This is a genomic window from Algibacter amylolyticus, from assembly GCF_014202225.1.
Taxonomy (GTDB): domain Bacteria; phylum Bacteroidota; class Bacteroidia; order Flavobacteriales; family Flavobacteriaceae; genus Algibacter_B; species Algibacter_B amylolyticus.
This window is the reverse complement of record NZ_JACHGE010000008.1, coordinates 111,929-133,816: the sequence shown is the minus strand read 5'-3', so window position 1 is coordinate 133,816 and position 21,888 is coordinate 111,929. Positions and strand designations below refer to the sequence as shown.

Annotated in this window: 11 protein-coding genes; 4 read left to right on the top strand and 7 right to left on the bottom strand. The window is 34.0% G+C overall.

Features of this window, described 5'->3' with window-relative positions; all coding sequences use genetic code 11:
* The 3 genes from HNQ90_RS14270 to HNQ90_RS14260 form a co-directional block, all read left to right on the top strand.
* Positions 1 to 699, top strand: a 699-nt coding sequence (locus tag HNQ90_RS14270) for a T9SS type A sorting domain-containing protein (RefSeq protein WP_183822363.1), incomplete at its 5' end; no start/stop codon positions are given.
* Positions 700 to 962: 263 nt separating this feature from the next.
* Positions 963 to 8,168 carry a choice-of-anchor D domain-containing protein gene (locus HNQ90_RS14265; RefSeq protein ID WP_144117826.1) on the top strand — a complete coding sequence of 2,402 codons (7,206 nt, stop codon included), beginning with the start codon at positions 963 to 965 and terminating at the stop codon, positions 8,166 to 8,168.
* Between the two features lie 141 nt (positions 8,169 to 8,309).
* On the top strand, positions 8,310 to 11,492 hold the full coding sequence (locus HNQ90_RS14260) for a LamG-like jellyroll fold domain-containing protein (protein WP_144117827.1): 3,183 nt from the start codon (positions 8,310 to 8,312) through the stop codon (positions 11,490 to 11,492).
* 90 nt (positions 11,493 to 11,582) lie between these two features.
* Here HNQ90_RS14260 and hisS read toward each other — a convergent pair whose 3' ends face one another.
* The 6 genes from hisS to rpsF form a co-directional block, all read right to left on the bottom strand.
* Entirely contained in the window at positions 11,583 to 13,253 is a 1,671-nt protein-coding gene (gene hisS, locus HNQ90_RS14255) for a histidine--tRNA ligase (protein ID WP_144117828.1), read from the bottom strand.
* Positions 13,254 to 13,423: 170 nt separating this feature from the next.
* Positions 13,424 to 13,891: a DUF6495 family protein gene (locus tag HNQ90_RS14250; RefSeq protein ID WP_144117829.1), complete on the bottom strand. Its 468-nt coding sequence runs from the start codon at positions 13,889 to 13,891 to the stop codon at positions 13,424 to 13,426.
* Positions 13,892 to 13,951: 60 nt separating this feature from the next.
* Positions 13,952 to 17,062 carry a TonB-dependent receptor gene (locus HNQ90_RS14245; protein WP_144117830.1) on the bottom strand — a complete coding sequence of 1,037 codons (3,111 nt, stop codon included), beginning with the start codon at positions 17,060 to 17,062 and terminating at the stop codon, positions 13,952 to 13,954.
* A 138-nt stretch (positions 17,063 to 17,200) separates the two neighbouring features.
* Positions 17,201 to 17,644: a 50S ribosomal protein L9 gene (gene rplI / locus HNQ90_RS14240; RefSeq protein WP_144117831.1), complete on the bottom strand. Its 444-nt coding sequence runs from the start codon at positions 17,642 to 17,644 to the stop codon at positions 17,201 to 17,203.
* Positions 17,645 to 17,657: 13 nt separating this feature from the next.
* The gene (gene rpsR / locus HNQ90_RS14235) at positions 17,658 to 17,957 is read right to left on the bottom strand and encodes a 30S ribosomal protein S18 (RefSeq protein WP_172625923.1); all 300 of its coding nucleotides are present in this window, start codon (positions 17,955 to 17,957) and stop codon (positions 17,658 to 17,660) included.
* The gene (gene rpsF, locus HNQ90_RS14230) at positions 17,957 to 18,295 is read right to left on the bottom strand and encodes a 30S ribosomal protein S6 (protein ID WP_092853393.1); all 339 of its coding nucleotides are present in this window, start codon (positions 18,293 to 18,295) and stop codon (positions 17,957 to 17,959) included. Before rpsF ends, rpsR begins: the two co-directional genes overlap by 1 nt.
* 211 nt (positions 18,296 to 18,506) lie before the next feature.
* On the opposite strand from rpsF, the gene HNQ90_RS14225 reads away from it, so the two are divergent.
* Positions 18,507 to 19,202 carry a LytR/AlgR family response regulator transcription factor gene (locus tag HNQ90_RS14225; protein WP_019388305.1) on the top strand — a complete coding sequence of 232 codons (696 nt, stop codon included), beginning with the start codon at positions 18,507 to 18,509 and terminating at the stop codon, positions 19,200 to 19,202.
* Between the two features lie 223 nt (positions 19,203 to 19,425).
* Here HNQ90_RS14225 and priA read toward each other — a convergent pair whose 3' ends face one another.
* Entirely contained in the window at positions 19,426 to 21,876 is a 2,451-nt protein-coding gene (priA, locus tag HNQ90_RS14220; RefSeq protein WP_144117833.1) for a replication restart helicase PriA, read from the bottom strand.
* Positions 21,877 to 21,888: the final 12 nt, after the last annotated feature.

Here is a 21,888-nt window from a genome sequence, read left to right as displayed (position 1 = left end):
TCTAGAAGCTTCAACGATACAACTTGTGCGTGGGAAGTAACAGGTACACAACCTACAGAACCTACTACCGAATTAGAATGTTGGGAAACTAGAAGCTTCAACGATACAACTTGTGCGTGGGAAGTAACAGGTACACAACCTACAGAACCTACTACCGAATGTTATGAAACAGCTACGTTTAATGACACAACTTGTTCTTGGGAGGTAATAGATAACGGTACTGGAACATTATATTATAGAGATAACGATAATGATGGTTTTGGTGACCCAAGCATTTCTGTACTTGATTGTTCTACTCCAACGGGATATATTACAAACAACACTGACTGCGATGATACAGATAACACCATTTACCCTGGAGCTCCAGAAGTTACAAACGATGGTATTGATCAAGATTGTGATGGTTCAGACCAAACAACATTGGATAACAGCACTCAAGAGATAAATCTTATTGCTGTTACACCAAATCCATTCAAAGATAATGTGAACATCCAGTTACCTTCAAGCCTAAATAATAGCGATTTTAATATTAAGGTATTCGATTTAAATGGAAGACTAGTATTCGACAGAAAATTTTCTTCTAAAAATAGTCAAGTAAAAGTTACAGGGTTAAGTAAGCTAAATCAAGCGCCTTACATATTTAAAATTATAAATATCAAATCAGGTGCAACAACTTATAAAAGAATGATAAAGAATTAAAATCATATTACATTAAAATGAAAAGGCTGAATTTTAAATAAAATTCAGCCTTTTTTTTATGTACTAAACAAACAATTAGCAAGAATAAAGAGGATTCATTATTAACAAATACTCGAAACACAAATTTCACTTATTTTTAATACACTGAAAATCAATAACTTATAATTTTACAATGCATTTCATCGATTAAATTTGTATTTCATGGAGTTATAATCTACTTTTGACCCATATTAATTAGTCCCAAGCTAAAAATTTAACCTCTCATGAAAAAAATTACATTCTTGTTACAAAACAACATATTGGTATGTTGTTTACTTTTTTCTTCATTTTTACTATCTCAAACTGCAATATACTCAGAGGGTTTTGAAACCAACTTTGATATAAATACTAATGGTTGGACATTAACAAGTCCTTCAGGCAGCATGTTTTGGGAAGGAGGTTTCAACGCAACACCTTCGAATGGCACCGGACCAAACGTACCAAATTCTGGTACATACTACGCCTTTATAGAATCGTCAGGGACAAACGCTTTCTTTAAAGAGGCTTCAATGACTAGCCCGTCTATTGACCTATCAGGATACATAAACCCTACGCTTTCTTTTTACTACCACATGTACGGAAACAATACTGGAAATTTAAATGTAGAAATTAATGACGGTAGTGGATGGAGTGTTTTAACAACTATATCGGGACAACAACAAGGTAATAATAATGCTCCTTGGAGAAATAATTTATCCAACAATTTAGATCTTTCTGCATATACTGGAAGTACAATTCAAGTCCGCTTTCGTGGTACAACATCAAATACTGGAGATTATTATCGTTCTGACATAGCTATTGATGATGTTATTATACGAGGAAATTCTTTAACAGCAACATATTCTGAAGTTATAGTGTCTGTTAATTGGCCACGATATTCATCAGAAAACACTGTAGATATATTCAATCCGAGTGGTGTCCTAGTAGGTTCTATTACCGACCCTACAGGAACAGGAAACAGCAACTATTCAACTACAGTAAACTTGGGTTGTATAGAGGATTTAAACAATTATTACTTTACCATGTACGACACTGCCAATGATGGTTGGGATGGCACAGATAATATTACAATAACCGTTGGAGGTACAACAGTTATAAATCAAAATGGTAATTCAGCTAGCTCTGGAGGCTCATCTGTAAACTTTAATGTTTCGGGAAGTTCTTGTGCGTCTCTTCCTGAAATAAATATTACGGGAAATAGTGTTGATATTACTGATGGAGATATAACACCAGTTTTAGCCGACAATACTGAATTTGGATCTATAGCTAATGGTACAACTTTAGATTATACATTTACCATACAAAACACTGGAGCCAACACTTTAATTTTAACTGGAGGATCTCCTTTAGTTGCTATTAGTGGCAATGCAGCTTTTTCTATTTTAACCCAGCCAACTTCAAATTCTATCCCATCTGGTGGTAGTGATCTTACTTTTGTAGTTCGATTTGCTCCTACTACCAATGTTACAAATGCACAAGCAACTATATCTATTGATAATGACGACAGTGATGAAAACCCATATACCTTTGTAGTACAAGGGTCTTCATTTACGCCTACTCCCGAAATTAACATTCAAGGAAATGCTACTGATATTTTAGATGGAGATACAACACCTGTAGTTGCTGATGATACCGAATTTGGATTAATTGGCAATTTAACTACACGAGACCGTACATTTACTATACAAAATACTGGTGAGGCTACTTTAAATTTAACAGGAGGATTTCCTCTTGTTGACATTAGCGGAAATGCAGCTTTTACAATCTTGACGCAACCTAGTGCTAATAGTATTGCTAATGGAGGAACAGATCTTACTTTTATTGTTCGCTTTGCTCCTACCGTTACCGTAACTAATGCACAAGCTACAATTTCAATAGATAATAATGACAGTGATGAAAATCCATATACTTTCGTAGTTCAAGGGTCTTCAAACGCACCTTCACCAGAAATAAACGTAACAGGTAATGGATCTAATATAGCAGATGGAGACACCACTCCAACTACAACAGATGATACTGAATTTGGGACAACCACAATTGCTACAACTATAGACCGTACTTTTACCATCCAAAATATTGGTACTTCTACATTGAATTTAACAGGAGGAATACCAATTGTTGATATTAGTGGTAATTCTGCCTTTAGTATTTTAACACAACCTAGCTCTAGCGTGATTACTAATGGAGGAAGCGATCTTACTTTTGTTGTTCGCTTTGCCCCAACCGCAATTATAACAAATGCCCAAGCTACAATCTCTATTGATAATAATGATAGCGACGAAAACCCATATACATTTGTAGTTCAAGGCACAGGAATTATGGGATTACCTGAAATAGATATTGAAGGTAATGGAACGAGTATTAGCGATGGAGACACCACTCCTTCTTTATTGGATGCCACAGATTTTGGAACAATAAATACAGGAAGTTCAAATACACAAACTTTTACAATAAAAAATACTGGCCCCGCACCTATAAATTTAACAGGAGCATCACCTTATGTAACTATTGGCGGAACTCATGCTACAGATTTCACAATTACTGCGAATCCAACAACACCCATAGCAGGCAACTCATTTACAACCTTTAAAATAAGGTTCCGCCCAACAGGAATTGGTGTTCGAAGTGCAAATATTACTATTGCCAATAATGATAGCGATGAAAACCCATACAACTTTAACATACAGGGAACAGGAGAAATAGGCGACCAACAAAGCCATACAATATATTACGAAAACTTCGATGAAAATGACGGAGGTTGGACTTCTAGCACTGCGCTTTTTAGAGCAGGCTCTTGGGTCTATGAAACCTCACCTACACTTGTTTCTGAAGGAAACTACTGGAGAGTAAATAGCTACAATAATTACGGGAATAATTATTATACCTATTTAACTAGCCCAACGGCTATTTCCACTACTGGTTTTACCAATGTTACCTTTTATATGGATATTAAACATGATACCACTGATGATACTGATGATGGTGTTCAAGTACAATATACTACTGACCCATTAGGGATTTTTGGTTGGACAAGGTTAGGAGATAAGGGAACAGATATTAACTGGTATAATGATGACGATGTTGACGGCATAGGAAATAATGAACATGGTTGGTCTGGCTTAAATGATGAAAGTTCTACTAGTAATTCTAAATTCTTAGAAGCCTCGGTATCTGTTACTGCTATAAATAACCAACCGAGAATATGGTTTAGAGTTCTTTTTGCAAGTGATGGAAGCAGTACTGATGATGGAGTAGCTATCGACAATATATTTGTTAAAGGCGATTATATTACACCGCCTGCAGATCCTGCTTTTGGTCCAGGAAACGCAAGTAACAACTTAAAACTTTGGTTAAAATCAGATGTTGGTACAAGTACCACTGCAGATAATACTGCTATTACAAGTTGGAGCGATCAAGCTTATGATAATAACGCTGAAGCCTTTGGGTCTACAAGTCCTATTTTTAAAGACAATACCACAGACAATATCAACTATAATCCCGTTATTGATTTTGATAAAAATAACGGTAATATCATGAAAGGTAAAGGTGGTTACTGGACTCAAGACTATTGGATAGTTGTAAAAACTAACGACACTTTTGACAAAACCACATCTAATACACAAACACCGCTTTCTGGAAAGTTTACAAAAACAGGCTTTAGTGTAGATGGAACCGGATTAGGTTTTGGAAGAATTTCTTCAAGATTTAATGGCGATAATTTAATTTCACATATAATAAGCTCATATAACAATAGTACTTCAGGAAGTGCTATTCCAGGTGTTGACTCTTATGGTAGAGCTTATGCTCCAGCAGCAACGAATAACATTGGTACAGATGTAATGATACTTAATATAAAATCTAATTTAGCGGTATCTCCTGCTATTAGCGAAATATATTATAACGGTAAAAAAGTTGATAATCATGCCGGAAAAACAGGATTAACTGGAACCGGAGTCGATTTACTTCATGCTGAGTTAGACAATTTAAGATATGTTTTAGGTGCTGGCCAGTTCTCACTTAATGGTCATGCATTAAGTTCTTATTTAGATGGAAAAATTACAGAGTTAGCAAGTTATTCTAGCCCTAACTCGACCCCAGATCAAAAGAAAATTCAAAGTTACTTAGCCATTAAATATGGCGTAACATTGAAAGAGTTTGGAACTTCTAAAGAAGCTTTTGACTATGAATGTGATACAGATTATGTTGATTCTCAAGGTACAGTAATATGGGATGCTAGTTTAAATAATGGGCACAATTTTGACATTGCCGGAATTGGAAGAGACGATGCATCAGAATTAAACCAAAAACAATCTAGAAGTCAAAATATAGAATCAGATGGAACGGATGCCTATGGACCTACTTTAACAAATGGATTTTTAACCATTGGTCTTTCTGATGTTTATGACACAAATAACGAAAATATATCATCGAACCCTACTACTTTAAATGATAGAGAATATTTAGTGTGGGGTAATAACGGTGCAGACATTAACCTTGCTTCGTCTTCTGTAGCAGTAGATATGAGTGCTGGAATTACAGGATTATCAACTCCTGTTTCATTTACAGCCATGCAACGTGTTTGGAAAGTAATTGAAAATGGCGGAGACATTCCTACTTGTAAGGTAAAAATACCTTTAAATGCAATAAGAAACATAACACCTCCCGGACATTTCTATATGTTTATCTCGGATACAAATGTTTTTGACCCAACTGCAGATTACAGAGTAATGACCGATGATGGAAATGGGAATCTAGAAACAGATTATAATTTTAATGGTACTAAATACATCACATTTGGATATGCCCCACAAATAATTGCTGAACGTTCTGTATATTTTGATGGTGCTAATGACTATATTGATGTAGATAACAAAATCAATTTAAATACGAGTGCGTTTACTGTATCGGCATGGATAAAGAGAGACGCAGGAACGGTTAACGCGTCTATAGTTTCAAAAAGAAATGCAGCTTTTTCTGAAGGTTACGATTTAAGGATTAATGGTTCTGGAAATGCAGAAATGACTTGGAACGGAGGTTCTGAAACTATTACTTCGTCTGTAGCGATACCTGAAAACGAATGGCATCAGGTAGCTGTAATTTACAATAGTGGAACTGCATCTTTATACATAGATGGAGTTCCTGATACTACCGGAACTTCATTAGCAGCCCCTATTGCTACATCTCAAAAATTCTTAATTGCTGCCGCAGATGGATATGATCCAAATACAACAGCCTATTTTGCAGGAAATATTGATGAAGTGAGAGTTTGGGATACAGCACTTAGTATTGATCAATTACGCTATATCATGAACCAAGAACTTACTAACGATGTAAGTCTAGCTTTAGAATATGGTGATGTTATACCTACAACAATTACAAAAAATGAAATAAGCACTATACCTTGGACAAATTTAGCAGGATATTATCCTATGTCTGTTTATACCTATACAAATACGGATGATATGTCTGGTAATGATAACCAAGGGGCATTAAGAAATCTAGATACTGTAGATTATCAAACTGCTCCCCTACCATATCAAACTCAAGGTACTGGTTTATGGGATGCAGACGCTACTTGGTTAAACAATACTGTGCAAACATTACCAAACTCACTATCTATTATTGATGGCGCTACACCTATTGATTGGAATATCATTGAAATAAATCATGATGTATATTTAGGTACAAGTACTACACCTGCAGATGTAAGAAGTAGAAATTGTGTAGTAGAAGGTTTAATTATTAATAGCGGTAAATTACAAGTTAATGGTAGTACTGCATCTAATGATGGTATAGGACTAACAGTTACACATTATTTAAAACTTGATGGCACAATAGATTTAGAAGGAGAATCACAATTAGTGCAAACAAATCAAAGTGACTTTGATTCTTCTAGTACAGGATCATTAGAGCGTGACCAACAAGGATATTCTAGCACTTATTTATATAACTATTGGTGCTCGCCAGTATCTACTACTAGTAATGCAAATTACACCGTTGCAGATATTATAGACAACGTAGGATTTTCAACTTCTGGATATGATGGTACAAGTTCTCCTGTTCAAGTTGCAGATTATTGGATCTGGAAATACACGAACAGACCAAGTAACTCATATTCTGAATGGCAACATGTAAGAAGTACAGGATCGTTAGCTATAGGTCAAGGGTTCACTATGAAAGGCCCAGGAACAGCTACGCCAGATCAAAATTATATTTTTAAAGGTCAGCCAAACAATGGAGACTTCAATACAGCTATTACTGCAGGAAATGCATACTTATTAGGTAACCCATACCCGTCTGCTATAGATGCCGACCAATTTATAAAAGACAATATTCATACTGCCGATGGTGGTAACAATAGTAAAAATGTTATAAATGGCGCTTTATATTTCTGGGATCATTTTGCAGTAAACAGTCATAATTTATCAAGTTATCAAGGTGGATATGCCGTTTATACTCTAATGGGAGGTACTGTTGCCATATCTACAGATTCAAGGATTAATGCTACTTACGCTTCTGGCTCTAAACTTCCAGAAAGATATATTGCTGTTGGGCAAGGATTCTTTGTTTCATCAGACGATGGTAGTGTAACAGGCTTAACACAACCTATTGAAGATGGAGATATTAACTTTAAAAATGGACAACGAATTTTCCAAAAAGAAACCGTATCCGGAAGTAATTCAGGATCAGTATTCTTTAAAGGCACTAAAAAAGCTAAAAGCAATACTAACAGTTCGGTGGACACAAGAGAAAAAATAAGATTAATGTTCGACTCTCCAAGTGGATATCACCGTCAGTTGTTAACGGGTGTAGACCAAAGTACGACTAACGGATTTGATTTAGGGTACGACGCAGTACTTATTGAAGATAATCTCGAGGATATGTATTGGAGTCTAGGAGATTCGAAATTACTAATACAAGCGGTAAATAACTTTGATGAAACTCAAAACATTCCGTTTAGCATGAAAATAACAAAAGAAGGTTTAGCTACAGTAAGTATTGATAATTTAGAAAACATTGACTCTAGCAAAAACATATACGTTCATGATATAGAATTAAACACGTATCATAATTTACAAGAGAGTGCGTTTACAATATTATTAACTCCAGGAGAATATAAAGATCGTTTTGAACTTACCTTCTCTAACCAAGAGGCTTTAAGCGTTGAAAATATTGAAGAAATAGACCTTCAAGTATATTTTTCTAACAATAAAGAAAGCTTAATAATTAACAACCCAAAATTACTGAACATCAAATCAGTAGAAATGCACAATATATTAAGTCAATCTGTTTTCAAACTAAATGCAGAAAATGATAAACTTAATGAAAACTATCTTGAATTTCCTGTTAAGCAAATTCATTCTGGAGTGTACATTATCAATTTAACTACTGATAAAAACAAAATCTCGAAAAAAGTATTGGTGGATTAAACCTTTAAAATAGCCCTTTTTTTTTTAGGGCTATTTTAAACACTTCAACGTGTTCCCAAATTTTTAGAAAAAAAATTAATTAATTCTAAATCGGCGCAGTAATTACATTTTTAATTACAAAGCCAAAACAAACACTTAACCATGAAGCATTTTGCTATAATTATATCTTTAGTGTTATCCCTCTTTGTTAGCAACAAAAAAACATATGCTCAAGTACACACAGCCCCTACATGTGCACAAAATTATAATTTAAATTGGTCTACAAACATAGCTAACGATAATTTCTGGCCACCAGGAAAACTATCAAACACCTACACCAATGTCAATAATTCGGGTACAGACATTACAGTTACTTTTGCGGGCGAAACAAATACTTTAGGTTTTTGGTATGGAAACACCCCTAAAGTAGGATCGCAATCTAGTTATTTATATAAAGGAATCGATTTATTATCCAATGGGTTTTCGGGTCCAGGTATTACATGTACAATAACATTTAGTCAACCTGTTTATGCGTTTTCTTTCGATGTTCATCATATAAACAAATGGAACTCTAATGGCGATAAATATACTTTTACAGGTAAAGACGTAAACGGTAACACCATTTACCCAGAGTTCACGCATTCCAATACTCCTTCTTATACTTCAAATAACAACACCGGTATTGTTAATGCTATTTCAAATAAAATATCTGGAGATAATGCTATAATAGGTGTTAACTACGCCAACTCAAACTACATTAAAAGTGTAACTTTTTTATGGGAAGATTGCGATACTTGCGACCATAACTTACCGCACGCAACAGGATTAGGGAATTTTAATTTCTGTATGCCACAAATTATAGATTTTGATGGTAAAGACGATTACATTAGTACCGCTCCTTTTCTTAATGGGGAAAAAGAAGTTACTATGATGTCGTGGATTAAATTAGATAAAAAATCTAATGGTGGACATATTATTGGGCAACCTAATTTTAATATGTCTATCGATTCAAACAAAAAATTACGTGCGCACATTAAGGCAAATGAGGGCAATCCAATTGAATCACCAGATTTATCGGAGTACTTTTTACAAGAGAACTTATGGTACCATGTCGCTTTAAAATATGATAGCAATTCGGGAAGCGCAAAACTATATCTAAATGGTGACGACATTTGGACTTACAGTCATGATGATTTATTAAATAACACACTAAATAACCGTACAGAATGGAATACTTATGATTTTGAAATAGGTAGAAATTCTAAAACTCAAAACGACTATTTTGAAGGCTCTATTTATGAATCGAAAGTTTTCAATATAGCTTTAAATGACAACCAACTACACCAACAGATAAATCAAGAAATTGAAAACAGTAACGGTAAGATTAGGGGCTCTATAATCCCGAAAGATATTGAAGGTTTATTATGGAGCGATTTACTCCTTTATTATAATATGGCCAATATAGAAAATGGAAATGTTATAGATTTATCTAGTAATAGTAGAGCTGGTAAAATTAACAATATACAGCTCGACCAAACCAGACAAGATTTCACAGCTCCTCTACCCTATGTAACGAGCATAAACAGCCAAGGAAATTGGAAAAACCCAGAGAATTGGGAAAATGGAACGCATTTAGATATAAACACTAAAATACCAAGCCATGCCATTATTAAAATAAAAGGCGATTTGGAAATTGACACAAATGTTGAAACAACAGGTTTAATAATTGACAATAATAAAACATTAAAAATCAGTAATAATTCTGCCCTAATTAACACCTGGTATTTAGCTCTCGATGGCGTTTTAGATTTAGAAGACAACTCGCAACTTATCCAAACATCAACAAGTACATTAAACCCAACTAGCTCTGGTATATTGGAAAAAAACATTCAAGGTACTGCTGATACGTATACTTATAATTATTGGTCATCTCCAGTTGGAAAACCAAACAATAGCTCCATAAACAATCCATATACTGTAAAAGATATATTTAAAGATATCACTTTTATAAGTACAGGATATAATGGTATTATCTCTCCATTGTCGGTGGCAGATTACTGGATTTGGAAATATAATAACAGCCTAAGCGACAAATATCCCACATGGCAGCAAGTGCGAAGCACAGGTAATATTTCTCCTGGCGAAGGCTTTACAATGAAAGGTCCTGGAACGGGAACTATAACAGAGGTACAAGATTATGTATTACAGGGAAAACCGAATAATGGAGAAATTAGTTTACCTGTTTATGCGGGTAACGATTATTTAATAGGCAACCCCTACCCTTCGGCTATTGACGCTGTTAAATTTATTCAAGATAACAAATCGGTTATTGATGGTGAAGGCGCAACAGATGGCACACTTTATTTCTGGAAACATTGGGGTGGCGGTTCTCATATTGCTAGTGAATACCAAGGTGGTTATGCTACATACTCACTTTCTGGAGCAGTACCAGCAGCAGGAAAATCGGAAGATCAAGGTGTCTTTTCAACTGGCGGTACACAAATAGAACTTCCTAGCAGGTATATTCCTGTTGGACAGGGTTTTTATGCCACAGCAGAAACTAATGGACATATTAAATTTAATAATAGTCAGCGTGCTTATTATTCTAAAAGCGTTCTAGCACGAAAAAACACATCAACAAAAAATATAACTGAGAATAACGAAGATCCTAGAACTAAATTAAGAATTGGTTTTAACTCCGTAGGCGGCCTACAAAGACAACTTTTAGTTACTGTTGATGAAAACGCTAGTACAGGATACGATTGGGGCTACGACTCAAAATATATAGACACTCAAGCAGATGATATGTATTGGTTAATTGACAATCAAAAATATACCATACAAGGTGTTAACGCATTTACAAAACAATCCTCTATTCCATTAGGAATACATACTAAAACCGACGGCTATAATAGCATACAGATAGATGAAATAAAAAATACTCCTGCAGATTTCGACTTATACTTACATGACAAAGCATTAGATCTTTATCATGATTTAAGCCAAGGTAAATATGAAGCATACCTTGAAGCTGGAGAGTATTTAAATAGGTTTGAACTTACTTTTGAAAAAGCTCATACATTGGATATTGTAGAAAATAGCATGGATCAAATTGAAGTTTACTATTCAAACGAAAAGGCAAACATTGTAATAAACAATCCTAAATCTAAACAAATTGAAAATATTGAAATGTTAAACATTTTAGGACAAACCCTTTTTAAATATCATGCTAACACCACACAAAATCATCTTGAATATAATACGCAGCAAATAACACCGGGTAATTATATTTTAAAGATAGATTCTGAATACGGAAGTGTATCAAAAAAGGTTTTCATAAAATAATAAGTTGAGTTTATATTCATAATTTTAAGTTAGTATTTATAAATCAGAAACTTAACTTATTTAAAGTCCTGAATTTCTATTCAGGACTTTTTACTTTTTAGTTTGAGCTATTAAAGCCTCTAACGACACCTTATCTTGCTCCCCAGAAATCATATTTTTTAAAGTATAAGTATTCGATTCTATTTCCTGATCGCCCACTAAAACCACAAAAGGAATGGCGCGCTTATTGGCGTGATTCATTTGTTTCTTCATCTTAGCAGCATCTGGATAAAGTTCGGCATTAACACCTTGAGAACGCAATTGTTTAATCGCTTTTAAGCTAAACAAAGCTTCTTTGTCCCCAAAGTTTATAAATAAAACATCAACGTTTTTATTTACCGTTTCCGGAAACAATCCTAATTCTTCAAGCACTAAATAAATACGATCTAAACCAAAACTTATACCTACACCACTCACATCTTTCATCCCGAAGATACCTGTTAAATCGTCGTAGCGACCACCGCCACCAATAGAGCCCATTTTTACTTGAGCCGGAGCAGAAACTTCAAAAATGGCACCTGTGTAATAATTTAAACCACGTGCAAGAGTTACATCTAGTTGTAATGCCGCCGTTGTTAAACCTAACTCTGTAATTGCTGTATTTATAAAGGCTAATTCTTCAATACCTTTTTTGCCTTCTTCAGAAGTATTTAATATTGATTTTAAACTTTCAATTTGAGATTCAAAAGAACCAGACAACGTAAATAAAGGTTGTAATTTCGATATGCCTTCATCTGAAATACCTTTAGCACGCATTTCTTCTTTTACCTTCTCCTCGCCTATTTTATCCAACTTATCTAAAGCTACCGTAAAATCGATAAGTTTATCACTAGCGCCAATAACTTCGGCAATACCAGATAATATTTTTCTATTATTAATTTTAATGGTAACACCTTCTAATTTTAATGCTGAAAAAACCGTATCGTATAATTGAATAAACTCCACCTCTTGCCATAACGACTTACTTCCAACCACATCGGCATCACATTGAAAAAACTCTCTAAAACGGCCTTTTTGTGGTCTATCTGCTCTCCAAACAGGTTGTATTTGATAACGCTTAAACGGAAATTCTATGTCGTTTTGGTGTTGCACAACGTAACGTGCAAAAGGCACAGTAAGATCGTAGCGTAATGCTTTTTCCGAAATCTTACTTACTGTTTTATTGGAATTTAAAATTTCTAACTCACTTATATATTCTTTAAAAAAACTAAAATAATAATTGTTTTTAAAACCTATTATCTTTATAGATTTTTCTTCTCCATGATACTTCCTAATTTCTTCAAAAAATGAAATAAACTCTTCTTTTGTTTTTTCAAAAAATCTTATCAGATATTGAGTATCGTTTCTGTTAGTTAAAACTGAACTAAAAGAATTCAATAATTGATCGTACCGATGCCCAATATTTACCGTTTTCTCCAACTCTAATCTAAGTGCTTCAAAACAAATTCCAAATGAAGCATTGATTCTTGCAGAATTAATCACGTCGTTCTTTACATCTTTCAAATAATCACCAGAATTCAAAATCTTAAAAATCAATCGATCACCTTCATCACCATATTTACCCATTAAGGTATCTGAGTTTTCAAAACTTGGTGTTTCAATAGGTTGAAATCCGAAAGTTTCAAAAGCAACACGAATGGTGTTAAAAATATAATTTCGTTTTGCTACTTGTTCTGGATTAAAATCTCGGGTTCCTTTTGGGATGCTTGGTTTTTGAGCCATATTTATGCCTGCAAAAGCAGGTATCTTTTTAATAATTAATAAAATATATTTATAACGTATATTCCGGCCTAAGCAGGAATAACAAAAATAATTAATCAATTGTCATTAGGTGTTTTTCCTCAGAAAAAAACTTGGCAGTCTCTTAAATAGAAACTGAATTTGTATTACAGCTAATTTATAAGCTTATAAAAATACTTATACAATTCGCCTTTAGTAATAGAAGCGCCTTGTTCAATCATTTTAAACTTATCTACATTCTTATCATCGGAGTATGCCTTATCGGCTTGTAAAAACTCGACATTATCGTCCATTAAATTTTCACGCAACCAATCATAGCCTTCTTGGGTTGTAATATCTACATCATTTTTTAGGTTAACTACAATAGCATGCATTTTATCTTCTTTCAAATGAAACAAGTACATGTGTTGTGGTGCAAAATGCTCAAGATATTCTGCTTTATTTAAAGCACCTTCCCAAATTAAATCGCTAAATACATCTAATTCCATTTCAGCCAAATCCGGCTTATTGGCTTTTAAATTTGTCCACTCATCTGCTGTTATAGATTGAGTTGCTAAAAAGTTGATGAATTCTTGGTGTAATTCTTCAAATTGTTCTTTTGTAAGTCTACTATACTTCATAATAAAAAAAATGCGCCCCTTAATTAGGAGCGCAAATTTAAGAATATATATGTTATTTTCTTAGAAAATATAACGTAAACCTACTTGAGCTTGCCATCTAGAAGCTAAACTAGAATCGAAACCAAATGTCGTAGAATCTTGATCGCCGTTAAACGAATACGTTGGTACTCCAGAACCATCAACACTCACACCTATTGGTTGTACATTGTTTGGTTGTTGAATAATACCCCAATCTGAATTTAATAAGTTTCCAAAATTTAAGATATCAATACTAAATTGAATGGTATTTGTTTTATCGCCAGCTACCGTAATATTATAATCTTGCAAAAACTTAATATCCCAACGTCCTCTCCAAGGTGCTAAAGCGCCATAACGTTCTGCATATTGTCCTCGTCTTCCGTTTAAATAATCATCTTGCTGAATATAGTTTTCCAATGCTGCTGCATCACCTGCGCCAGAAAATTGCATTTGACTAATATCTCCAGAAGTTGGAATGTAAATTAAATCGTTTAATCCAGAACCATCGCCATTTATATCGCCACCATAAGTGTAGTTAAATCTTCCTCCTTGTGCATATTCAAAAAATGTAGAAATAGTTGTTCCCCATTTATCATTTCCGTAATTCCACTTTTTACTAGCAACACCAATAAAACGGTGTGTATCTCCATATTTAGAATACGATAATACATCGTTATTAACGTTTCCAACTGCAGGATTACCAACAAAAGCATCACTTGTAATTTCTGCTTCAATAGAGTTTACATCCTTAGAATTTAAGTAGCTATACGCTAACATGGTATAGAAACCACCTTGAAACGTTTTTTGAGCTTTTAAAGAAGCATTCCAAATTCTACCTTTATCAGAATTTGTAAAAACAAATGCTCCATCTCCAGGGTTCCCATCAAAAGTAAGAATATCGGCAGCCGTATAAATAGGTCTATTATCCACACCTTGTAAAGTTCCTGATGGCGTAGATAGTCCCCAATGCTGTACATGAGCACCATTTATATCTTTAGTATATGAAAGATCTGCTGTTAAAATTAATCCGCTTTCTAGTTTTTTATCGACACCTAAATTAGTACGCCAAACTTGAGGATACTTATAATCTGGATCTACAGCCTGCAGGAAAAATGCATCTGGTGCAGCAATTTGATTACCTAACCAAACAAAAGGAAAACGCCCTGTAAATAACCCTGAACCTCCACGAATTTGGAACGTATCATCTCCATGAACATCATAGTTAAACCCGATTCTTGGTGATACTAACCAATCGCTATTTGGCATTTGTGTATTATCTATAGTAACAGATTCTCCTGTGCTAGGATCTTCATATTGTACACCTGGTAAAACAAAACCTCTGTCAATAACATCCTGTGCTTTTTGAGCAGAATCAAAAAACAAAGGCTTATCAAAACGTAAACCATATGTTAATTTGAATTTTTCTGTAACGTTCCATTCATCTTGCATATAGAAAGATAATTGCCCAACATTAGTTTCTGCTAGCGCCCAACCTTCTCCATCAGGAACCGCATTATTAGCATTAAATGTATTTTGTGGTGAAGCAAAATCGTAGCTTGTAGCATCAAAATCATTAATATCAACAGATCCAAAAAGATCAAACCCGTAGCTTGTTAAATTAAACGAGTTATCAAATTCGAATTTTTCAAATGAAAACCCTACAGTAAAAGTATGGTCGCCTTGAAAAAAGTTTAAATTATCTGAAAATTGAAATACTTTTTGGTCTAACCTATTATGCGCTGAAAATGGTTCGTGTCCCGCAATAATGTAGTTTGAACCTCCTTTGGTTATATTAATAGAAGGTGCTGGCGTAGAAAATGGGTTTCTAAAGTCATTAAAATGTGTGTACCCGATTTGTAATTTATTAGCTGAAGTTTCTGAAAGTGTAGAATTTAACTCTAACTGTACAGATCTAAGTTCATTATTAATTTCGTAACCAGAGTTTTGAAATTGTAATGTATTAGCATTTGGCCCTCTAAACGCTATAGCTGTTGGATGCGCAGGCTTTTCTTTTGAAGCGTTAAGGAAGTTATAAATAACCGCTAAACGGTTGTTATCGTTAATATTCCAGTCTAATTTAAAAATACCTTTAGTAGATCTTGCCGAATGTGTAAACCCTTGGTAAGCTCCGGGATCGTATCCAACAGCCAATAAGGCATCTCTAACTGCAATTAAATCGCTTTCTAAAACTCTAGATTCACTAATACCACCAGAACCTGTGTTTGGTGTCCAGCCATTAGTTCCTAAATCATCGCGTTCATCTTTTTCAAAATTTGCAAAGAAGAATAATTTATTTTTTACAATTGGTCCTCCAATGCTAACACCATATTGTGTTTGGTTTAAATCTGGTCTTGCAACCTCTTCTCCTTTTATCTTATTACCTGTTAAAGATTCATTTCTAGTAAACCCATAAACAGTTCCATGAAACTCATTTGTTCCACTTTTTGTAACAGCGTTTACAGATGCTCCTGTAAATCCAGATTGTGTAACATCGTAAGGTGCTGTAGATACTTGAATTTGGTCGATAGCATCTAAAGAAACAGGTTGCGAATCCGTTTGTCCACCTGGTGTTGCAGAATCCAATCCAAATGGGTTATTAAAAATAGCACCATCTAAAGAGAAGTTATTAAACTGGTCGTTTCTACCTCCAAATGAATTTCCACTTGCAGTAGGCTCTAACCTTGTAAAATCTGATGCCGATCTAGAAATAGTTGGTAAACGGGTTAATTCGCGTCTGCCCACACTAGTTTCGGCTCCTGTTCTATCGCTACCAAAAGTACCAGTACCTTGGCCAGCTTGAATAACTACAGCATCAAGTTGTTCGCTATCATCCTGCATAACAATATCAATATTCTGTGTTTTTCCTAAAGTTAAATACACATCATTAAATGATTGCTCCTTGTAACCTACAAAAGATATTTTAATAGCGTAAGGACCACCAATTCTTAAATTTAACAAGTTAAATCGACCATCAATGTTCGATGCCGCACCATACTTTGTACCCGTAGGTGTATGGATAGCCACAATGTTTGCCCCAGGAAGTGGCTGCGAAGTTTCGTCTAAAATTAATCCTTTTATGTTAGAGGTTGTAACCTGCGAAAATGCAAGAACGCTAAAACACAGTAAGAAGAAAGTAAGTGCTGTTTTTTTCATTTGAATACGTTATTTGAGTTAGTCTATAAATATTATGCGCACATAGTAATTATTCCAAACAAAAATAGCACAAAAAAAAGCCACTCGTAAGAGTGGCTTATCTTTATTTTAAGCTTTTATTAACTTTTTGTTAATTAATTAAGCTTGAGCAATAACTTCAAATTCTAAATCAACAGATACTTCTCTGTGTAAACGTACAACTGCTGTATATTTACCTAAACGCTTAACAGTAGTAACTGTTATGAATTTTTTATCTATCGTTTGTCCTTCTTTTTCTAAAGCCGCAGCAACATCAATGTTGTTTATAGATCCAAATAATTTGTCTCCAGTACCAACTTTAGCAGGTATTTTAATTTCTAATGCTTTAACTGCTTCTGCAATTACATTAGCATCATCAACTATTTTCTTTTCTTTAAAAGCACGTTGCTTTAAATTTTCTGCTAAAACTTTCTTTGCAGAAACTGTAGCTAGAATCGCTTGTCCTTGAGGAATTAAAAAGTTTCTACCATAACCGTTCTTAACTGTTACAACATCGTCTTTAAATCCTAAATTTTCAACGTCTTGTTTTAATATAAGTTCCATTGTTATCGGTATTTTATTTTAATAAATCTCCTACGTAAGGCATTAATGCTAAATGACGTGCTCTTTTTACAGCTACAGCCACTTTTCTTTGATACTTTAATGACGTTCCTGTTAAACGACGAGGTAAAATTTTACCTTGCTCGTTAATAAAACGCATTAAAAAATCTGGATCTTTGTAATCTACATACTTAATTCCAGACTTTTGAAACATACAATATTTCTTAGTCTTGTTTGTATCAATATTAAGCGGTGTTAAATATCTAATTTCACCGTCTTTTTTTCCTTTTGATTGTTGTTCTATTGATGACATAATTAAGCTTTTTGTTTAAGTTTAACTCTTCTTCTCTCAGCCCAAGAAATAGCATGTTTATCTAACGCTACCGTTAAATAACGCATAAAACGCTCGTCACGTCTAAACTCAACTTCTAAAGGTGTAATAACTTCTCCGGGTACAGTGTACTCAAATAAATGGTAGAAGCCACTTTTCTTGTTTTGAATTGGGTAAGCTAATTTTTTAAGCCCCCAATCTTCTTTTGATACCATCTTAGCGCCGTTAGAAACAAGAAAATCTTCGTATTTCTTTACTGTTTCCTTTATCTGATCTTCAGATAAAACGGGATTTAAGATGAAAACAGTTTCATAATGATTCATAAAAATCTATTTTTATTGTTAAAAATTGGCTGCAAAAATAATTAAATTCTATATATTACACAATATTATTACTCCCTATTTTTGAAACAATTAAAAGCACTATTTTATTTGTTAACAAAATGTTAAAAAAAGCATTTAAACGATGTTTTTTGGTTTTTAACCGAAAAAATCGTACTATTGTCGATATCTTAACCGAAATAATATAAATGTTATGACTTTAAACTGTGTAGTAGTAGATGATTCAGCGATACAACGTCTGTCTATTGTTAAGTTAGTCGAGAATCACCCATCTCTTAACTTAATAGCGGAGTACAGCAGTGCTTTAGAAACTAAAAATGGTTTAAATACGCATCAAGTAGACTTAATTTTTTTAGACATTGAAATGCCAGTGCTAAATGGATTTGAACTTTTAGACGTATTAAACAACAAACCCCAAATTATTTTTGTAACCGGTAAAACAGAGTATGCTTTTAAAGCATTTAACTATGATGCTACCGATTATTTACATAAACCAATTACAAGAGAACGTTTTAATACCTCGGTAGATAAAGCTTTAGAGCAACATAGGTTGACTTTAGACTTTAATGAAGAGGAAGGCGAACATATTTTTGTAAAAAGTAACCTTAAAAAACGTAAAGTATATATTAAGGACATTAAGTGGATTGAAGCACTTGGTGATTATGTAAAACTTGTTACTGAAGAAAACAGCTTAGTAGTACTTTCTACAATGAAATCTTTTGAAGCTGAATTACCTGAAGGGAAATTTTTAAGAATTCATAAATCTTACATCGTGAATCTAGATAAGATTGACAGATTTAACAGTAAAAATGTTGAAGTTGGCGCTTACGAAATTCCGTTAAGTAGAAATAAAAAGACCCAATTGGTTGATGCCTTAAATAATATTTAAGGTCTTTAAAAAAATTATAATGAATTCCGGACACTAGTCTAGAACGAATTATTTATAAAATTTGTTTACAAATTTCTATATCATTAAAAGTTATCGTCATTTAGAACTACCCTAACAAACGGAAAACCTTTTATAATCAAGAAGCTATTATTAATTTTAATAATAGCTTCTTTTATTTTAAATCTCAGGCTAAAACCAAAAAAACAGATTTGTTAAGAGATAACTAAAAATTATCCACATTTAGAATAACCCTAACCGACCTAAAATCTTTTACACTCATAAAGCTGTTATTAATTTTAATAATAGATTCTTTTGTTTTTGCCAACGATTGTTGTTTAGGGATTTTAACCAAAATGTTTTTATGAAACTGATTTCTAATTCTAGCAACCGGTGGCGACTCTGGCCCCAACACATTATCCTTAAACACCTGCCTTAAGGACTTAGCAAACCAAATAGATGCCGTATCTACCCTATTATAATCCTTATGTTTTAAAGTAATTTTTATCTGCTTGTAAACCGGCGGATATTTAAAATTATAGCGATCGTTCATTTGCTCCTTAAACATTTCTATATAATTATTGGTAGATACTTGTTGCAAAATATTATGATACGGATTATACGTCTGTATTAAAACCTTACCACGCTCTTCGGTACGTCCTGCCCTACCAGATACTTGCTGCATAAGCTGAAAACTACGCTCGTGTGCTCTAAAATCTGGAAAATTAAGCATATTATCGGCATTCATAATACCAACCAGCTTTACGTTTCTAAAATCTAAACCTTTGGTTAGCATCTGAGTGCCCACCAGAATATCAATTTCTTGTTGCTCTAAAGCAGTAATTATTTTCTCGTAACCATATTTGCCTCTTGTGGTATCCAAATCCATTCGGGCTACTTTATGTTCAGGAAAAAGCAATTTCACTTCTTCTTCTATTTGCTCAGTGCCAAAACCTTTATTGTCTAAATCCTGACCGCCACAGGCCTCACAATTTTGCTTCATAACAGAATTATAACCACAATAATGGCAGCGCAATTGATTTCTATATTGATGGTAGGTTAAACTTACATCGCAATTAGGACATTGCGGCGAGTGCCCACATGTATTACACTCCACAATTGGCGAGAATCCACGCCGGTTTTGAAATAATATAATTTGATGCCCTTCACTTAGCGTTTCCTGCATTTCCTCAATCAACCTATCGCTAAAATGCCCTTTCATGCGCTTTTTTTTCAGCTTATCCTTAATATCTACCAATTCAATATCGGGCATTAAAACATCGTTATAACGCTTTGTAATTTCAACAAACCCATATTTATTTTGCTGCGCATTAAAGTAACTTTCTAAACTTGGAGTAGCAGAACCTAACAGCGTTTTAGCCTTGTGCATGTGCGCTAAAACTACAGCAGTATCGCGCGCATGGTAACGTGGTGCAGGATCAAATTGTTTAAACGATTGTTCATGCTCCTCATCCACTATAATTAATCCCAAATTATCGAAAGGTAAAAATATAGATGAGCGTGCGCCTAATATTATTTTCGCTTTCGCGGAATTGTGCAGTACATTATTCCACACCTCAACACGCTCGTGCGTTGAGTATTTAGAATGAAAAACAGCAACCTGCTCGCCAAAGTAATTTTGGAGTCTTGTAACCAACTGTGTTGTTAAAGCTATTTCGGGTAGTAAATATAGAACCTGCTTTCCTTGTTGGAGTACATCTTCAATAAGTTTTACATACACCTCGGTTTTACCTGACGATGTTACACCATGTAATAAGGTAACGTGATGTTTTTCAAAAGACGCTTTTATTTCTGTTAAGGCTGTTTTTTGATACTCATTAAGTCGTTTTGAAGCTTCGGTTTCTTCACCAGAATACTCTACTCTATCTCTTTGAATATAATATTCTTTAAGTACACCTTTATCAATTAAAGATTTTATGATTGAGCTAGACGTCCCACTTTCGGTAGTTAAATCGGTTACTTTTACAGGCTTTTTAGTTTTGGCAGAAATAGAAAACAACGTCATAACAACATCCCGTTGTTTTGGTGCTCTACTCAAGTCATCCAACAATTTATGAAGCTCAACCTCGGCAGTAAAATGAGTATCTAACTTAACATAACGTACCAATTTTGGCTTATACTTTTCGTAAACCTCTTCCTCTACAGTAATAGCCTCTTTCTCAATAAGCCTTTTAATTACAGGAAGTACATTCTTTTTATCTAAAATACTGGATATATCATGAATCTTTAAAGACGACTGATGGTTCAATGCTTCGTAAACCAAAAACTCATCATCTTTTAATATGGACTCATCAATAGTTTTAACATTGTTTTTGGCTATTACAGTTTCACTTTCCAAAATAAAAGCACTTGGTAATGAAGCACGCATAACATCTCCCAAAGTACACATATAATACTCCGATATCCAATTCCAAAGTTTTAACTGGTATTCATTTACTACAGGCGATTCATCTAATATTTGCTGAATATCTTTCGCCTCATATGCCGATGGCGCATTTTCATGAATGCCATACACAATGCCAGTATAAATTTTAGATTTTCCAAAAGGAACAGCTACGCGCATGCCAACTTTTAAAAAATCGGCCTCGGCAGCAGTTATGCTATACGTAAATAGCTTTTGAAGCGGTATAGGAATTATAACGTCTATAAAGTGCAAACGGCGTATAGT

Coding starts and splice junctions, on each gene's coding strand:
- HNQ90_RS14265 (WP_144117826.1), top strand. CDS start 963: ATGAAAAAAATTACATTCTTGTTACAAAACAACATATTGGTATGTTGT.
- HNQ90_RS14260 (WP_144117827.1), top strand. CDS start 8,310: ATGAAGCATTTTGCTATAATTATATCTTTAGTGTTATCCCTCTTTGTT.
- hisS (WP_144117828.1), bottom strand. CDS start 13,253: ATGGCTCAAAAACCAAGCATCCCAAAAGGAACCCGAGATTTTAATCCA.
- HNQ90_RS14250 (WP_144117829.1), bottom strand. CDS start 13,891: ATGAAGTATAGTAGACTTACAAAAGAACAATTTGAAGAATTACACCAA.
- HNQ90_RS14245 (WP_144117830.1), bottom strand. CDS start 17,062: ATGAAAAAAACAGCACTTACTTTCTTCTTACTGTGTTTTAGCGTTCTT.
- rplI (WP_144117831.1), bottom strand. CDS start 17,644: ATGGAACTTATATTAAAACAAGACGTTGAAAATTTAGGATTTAAAGAC.
- rpsF (WP_092853393.1), bottom strand. CDS start 18,295: ATGAATCATTATGAAACTGTTTTCATCTTAAATCCCGTTTTATCTGAA.
- HNQ90_RS14225 (WP_019388305.1), top strand. CDS start 18,507: ATGACTTTAAACTGTGTAGTAGTAGATGATTCAGCGATACAACGTCTG.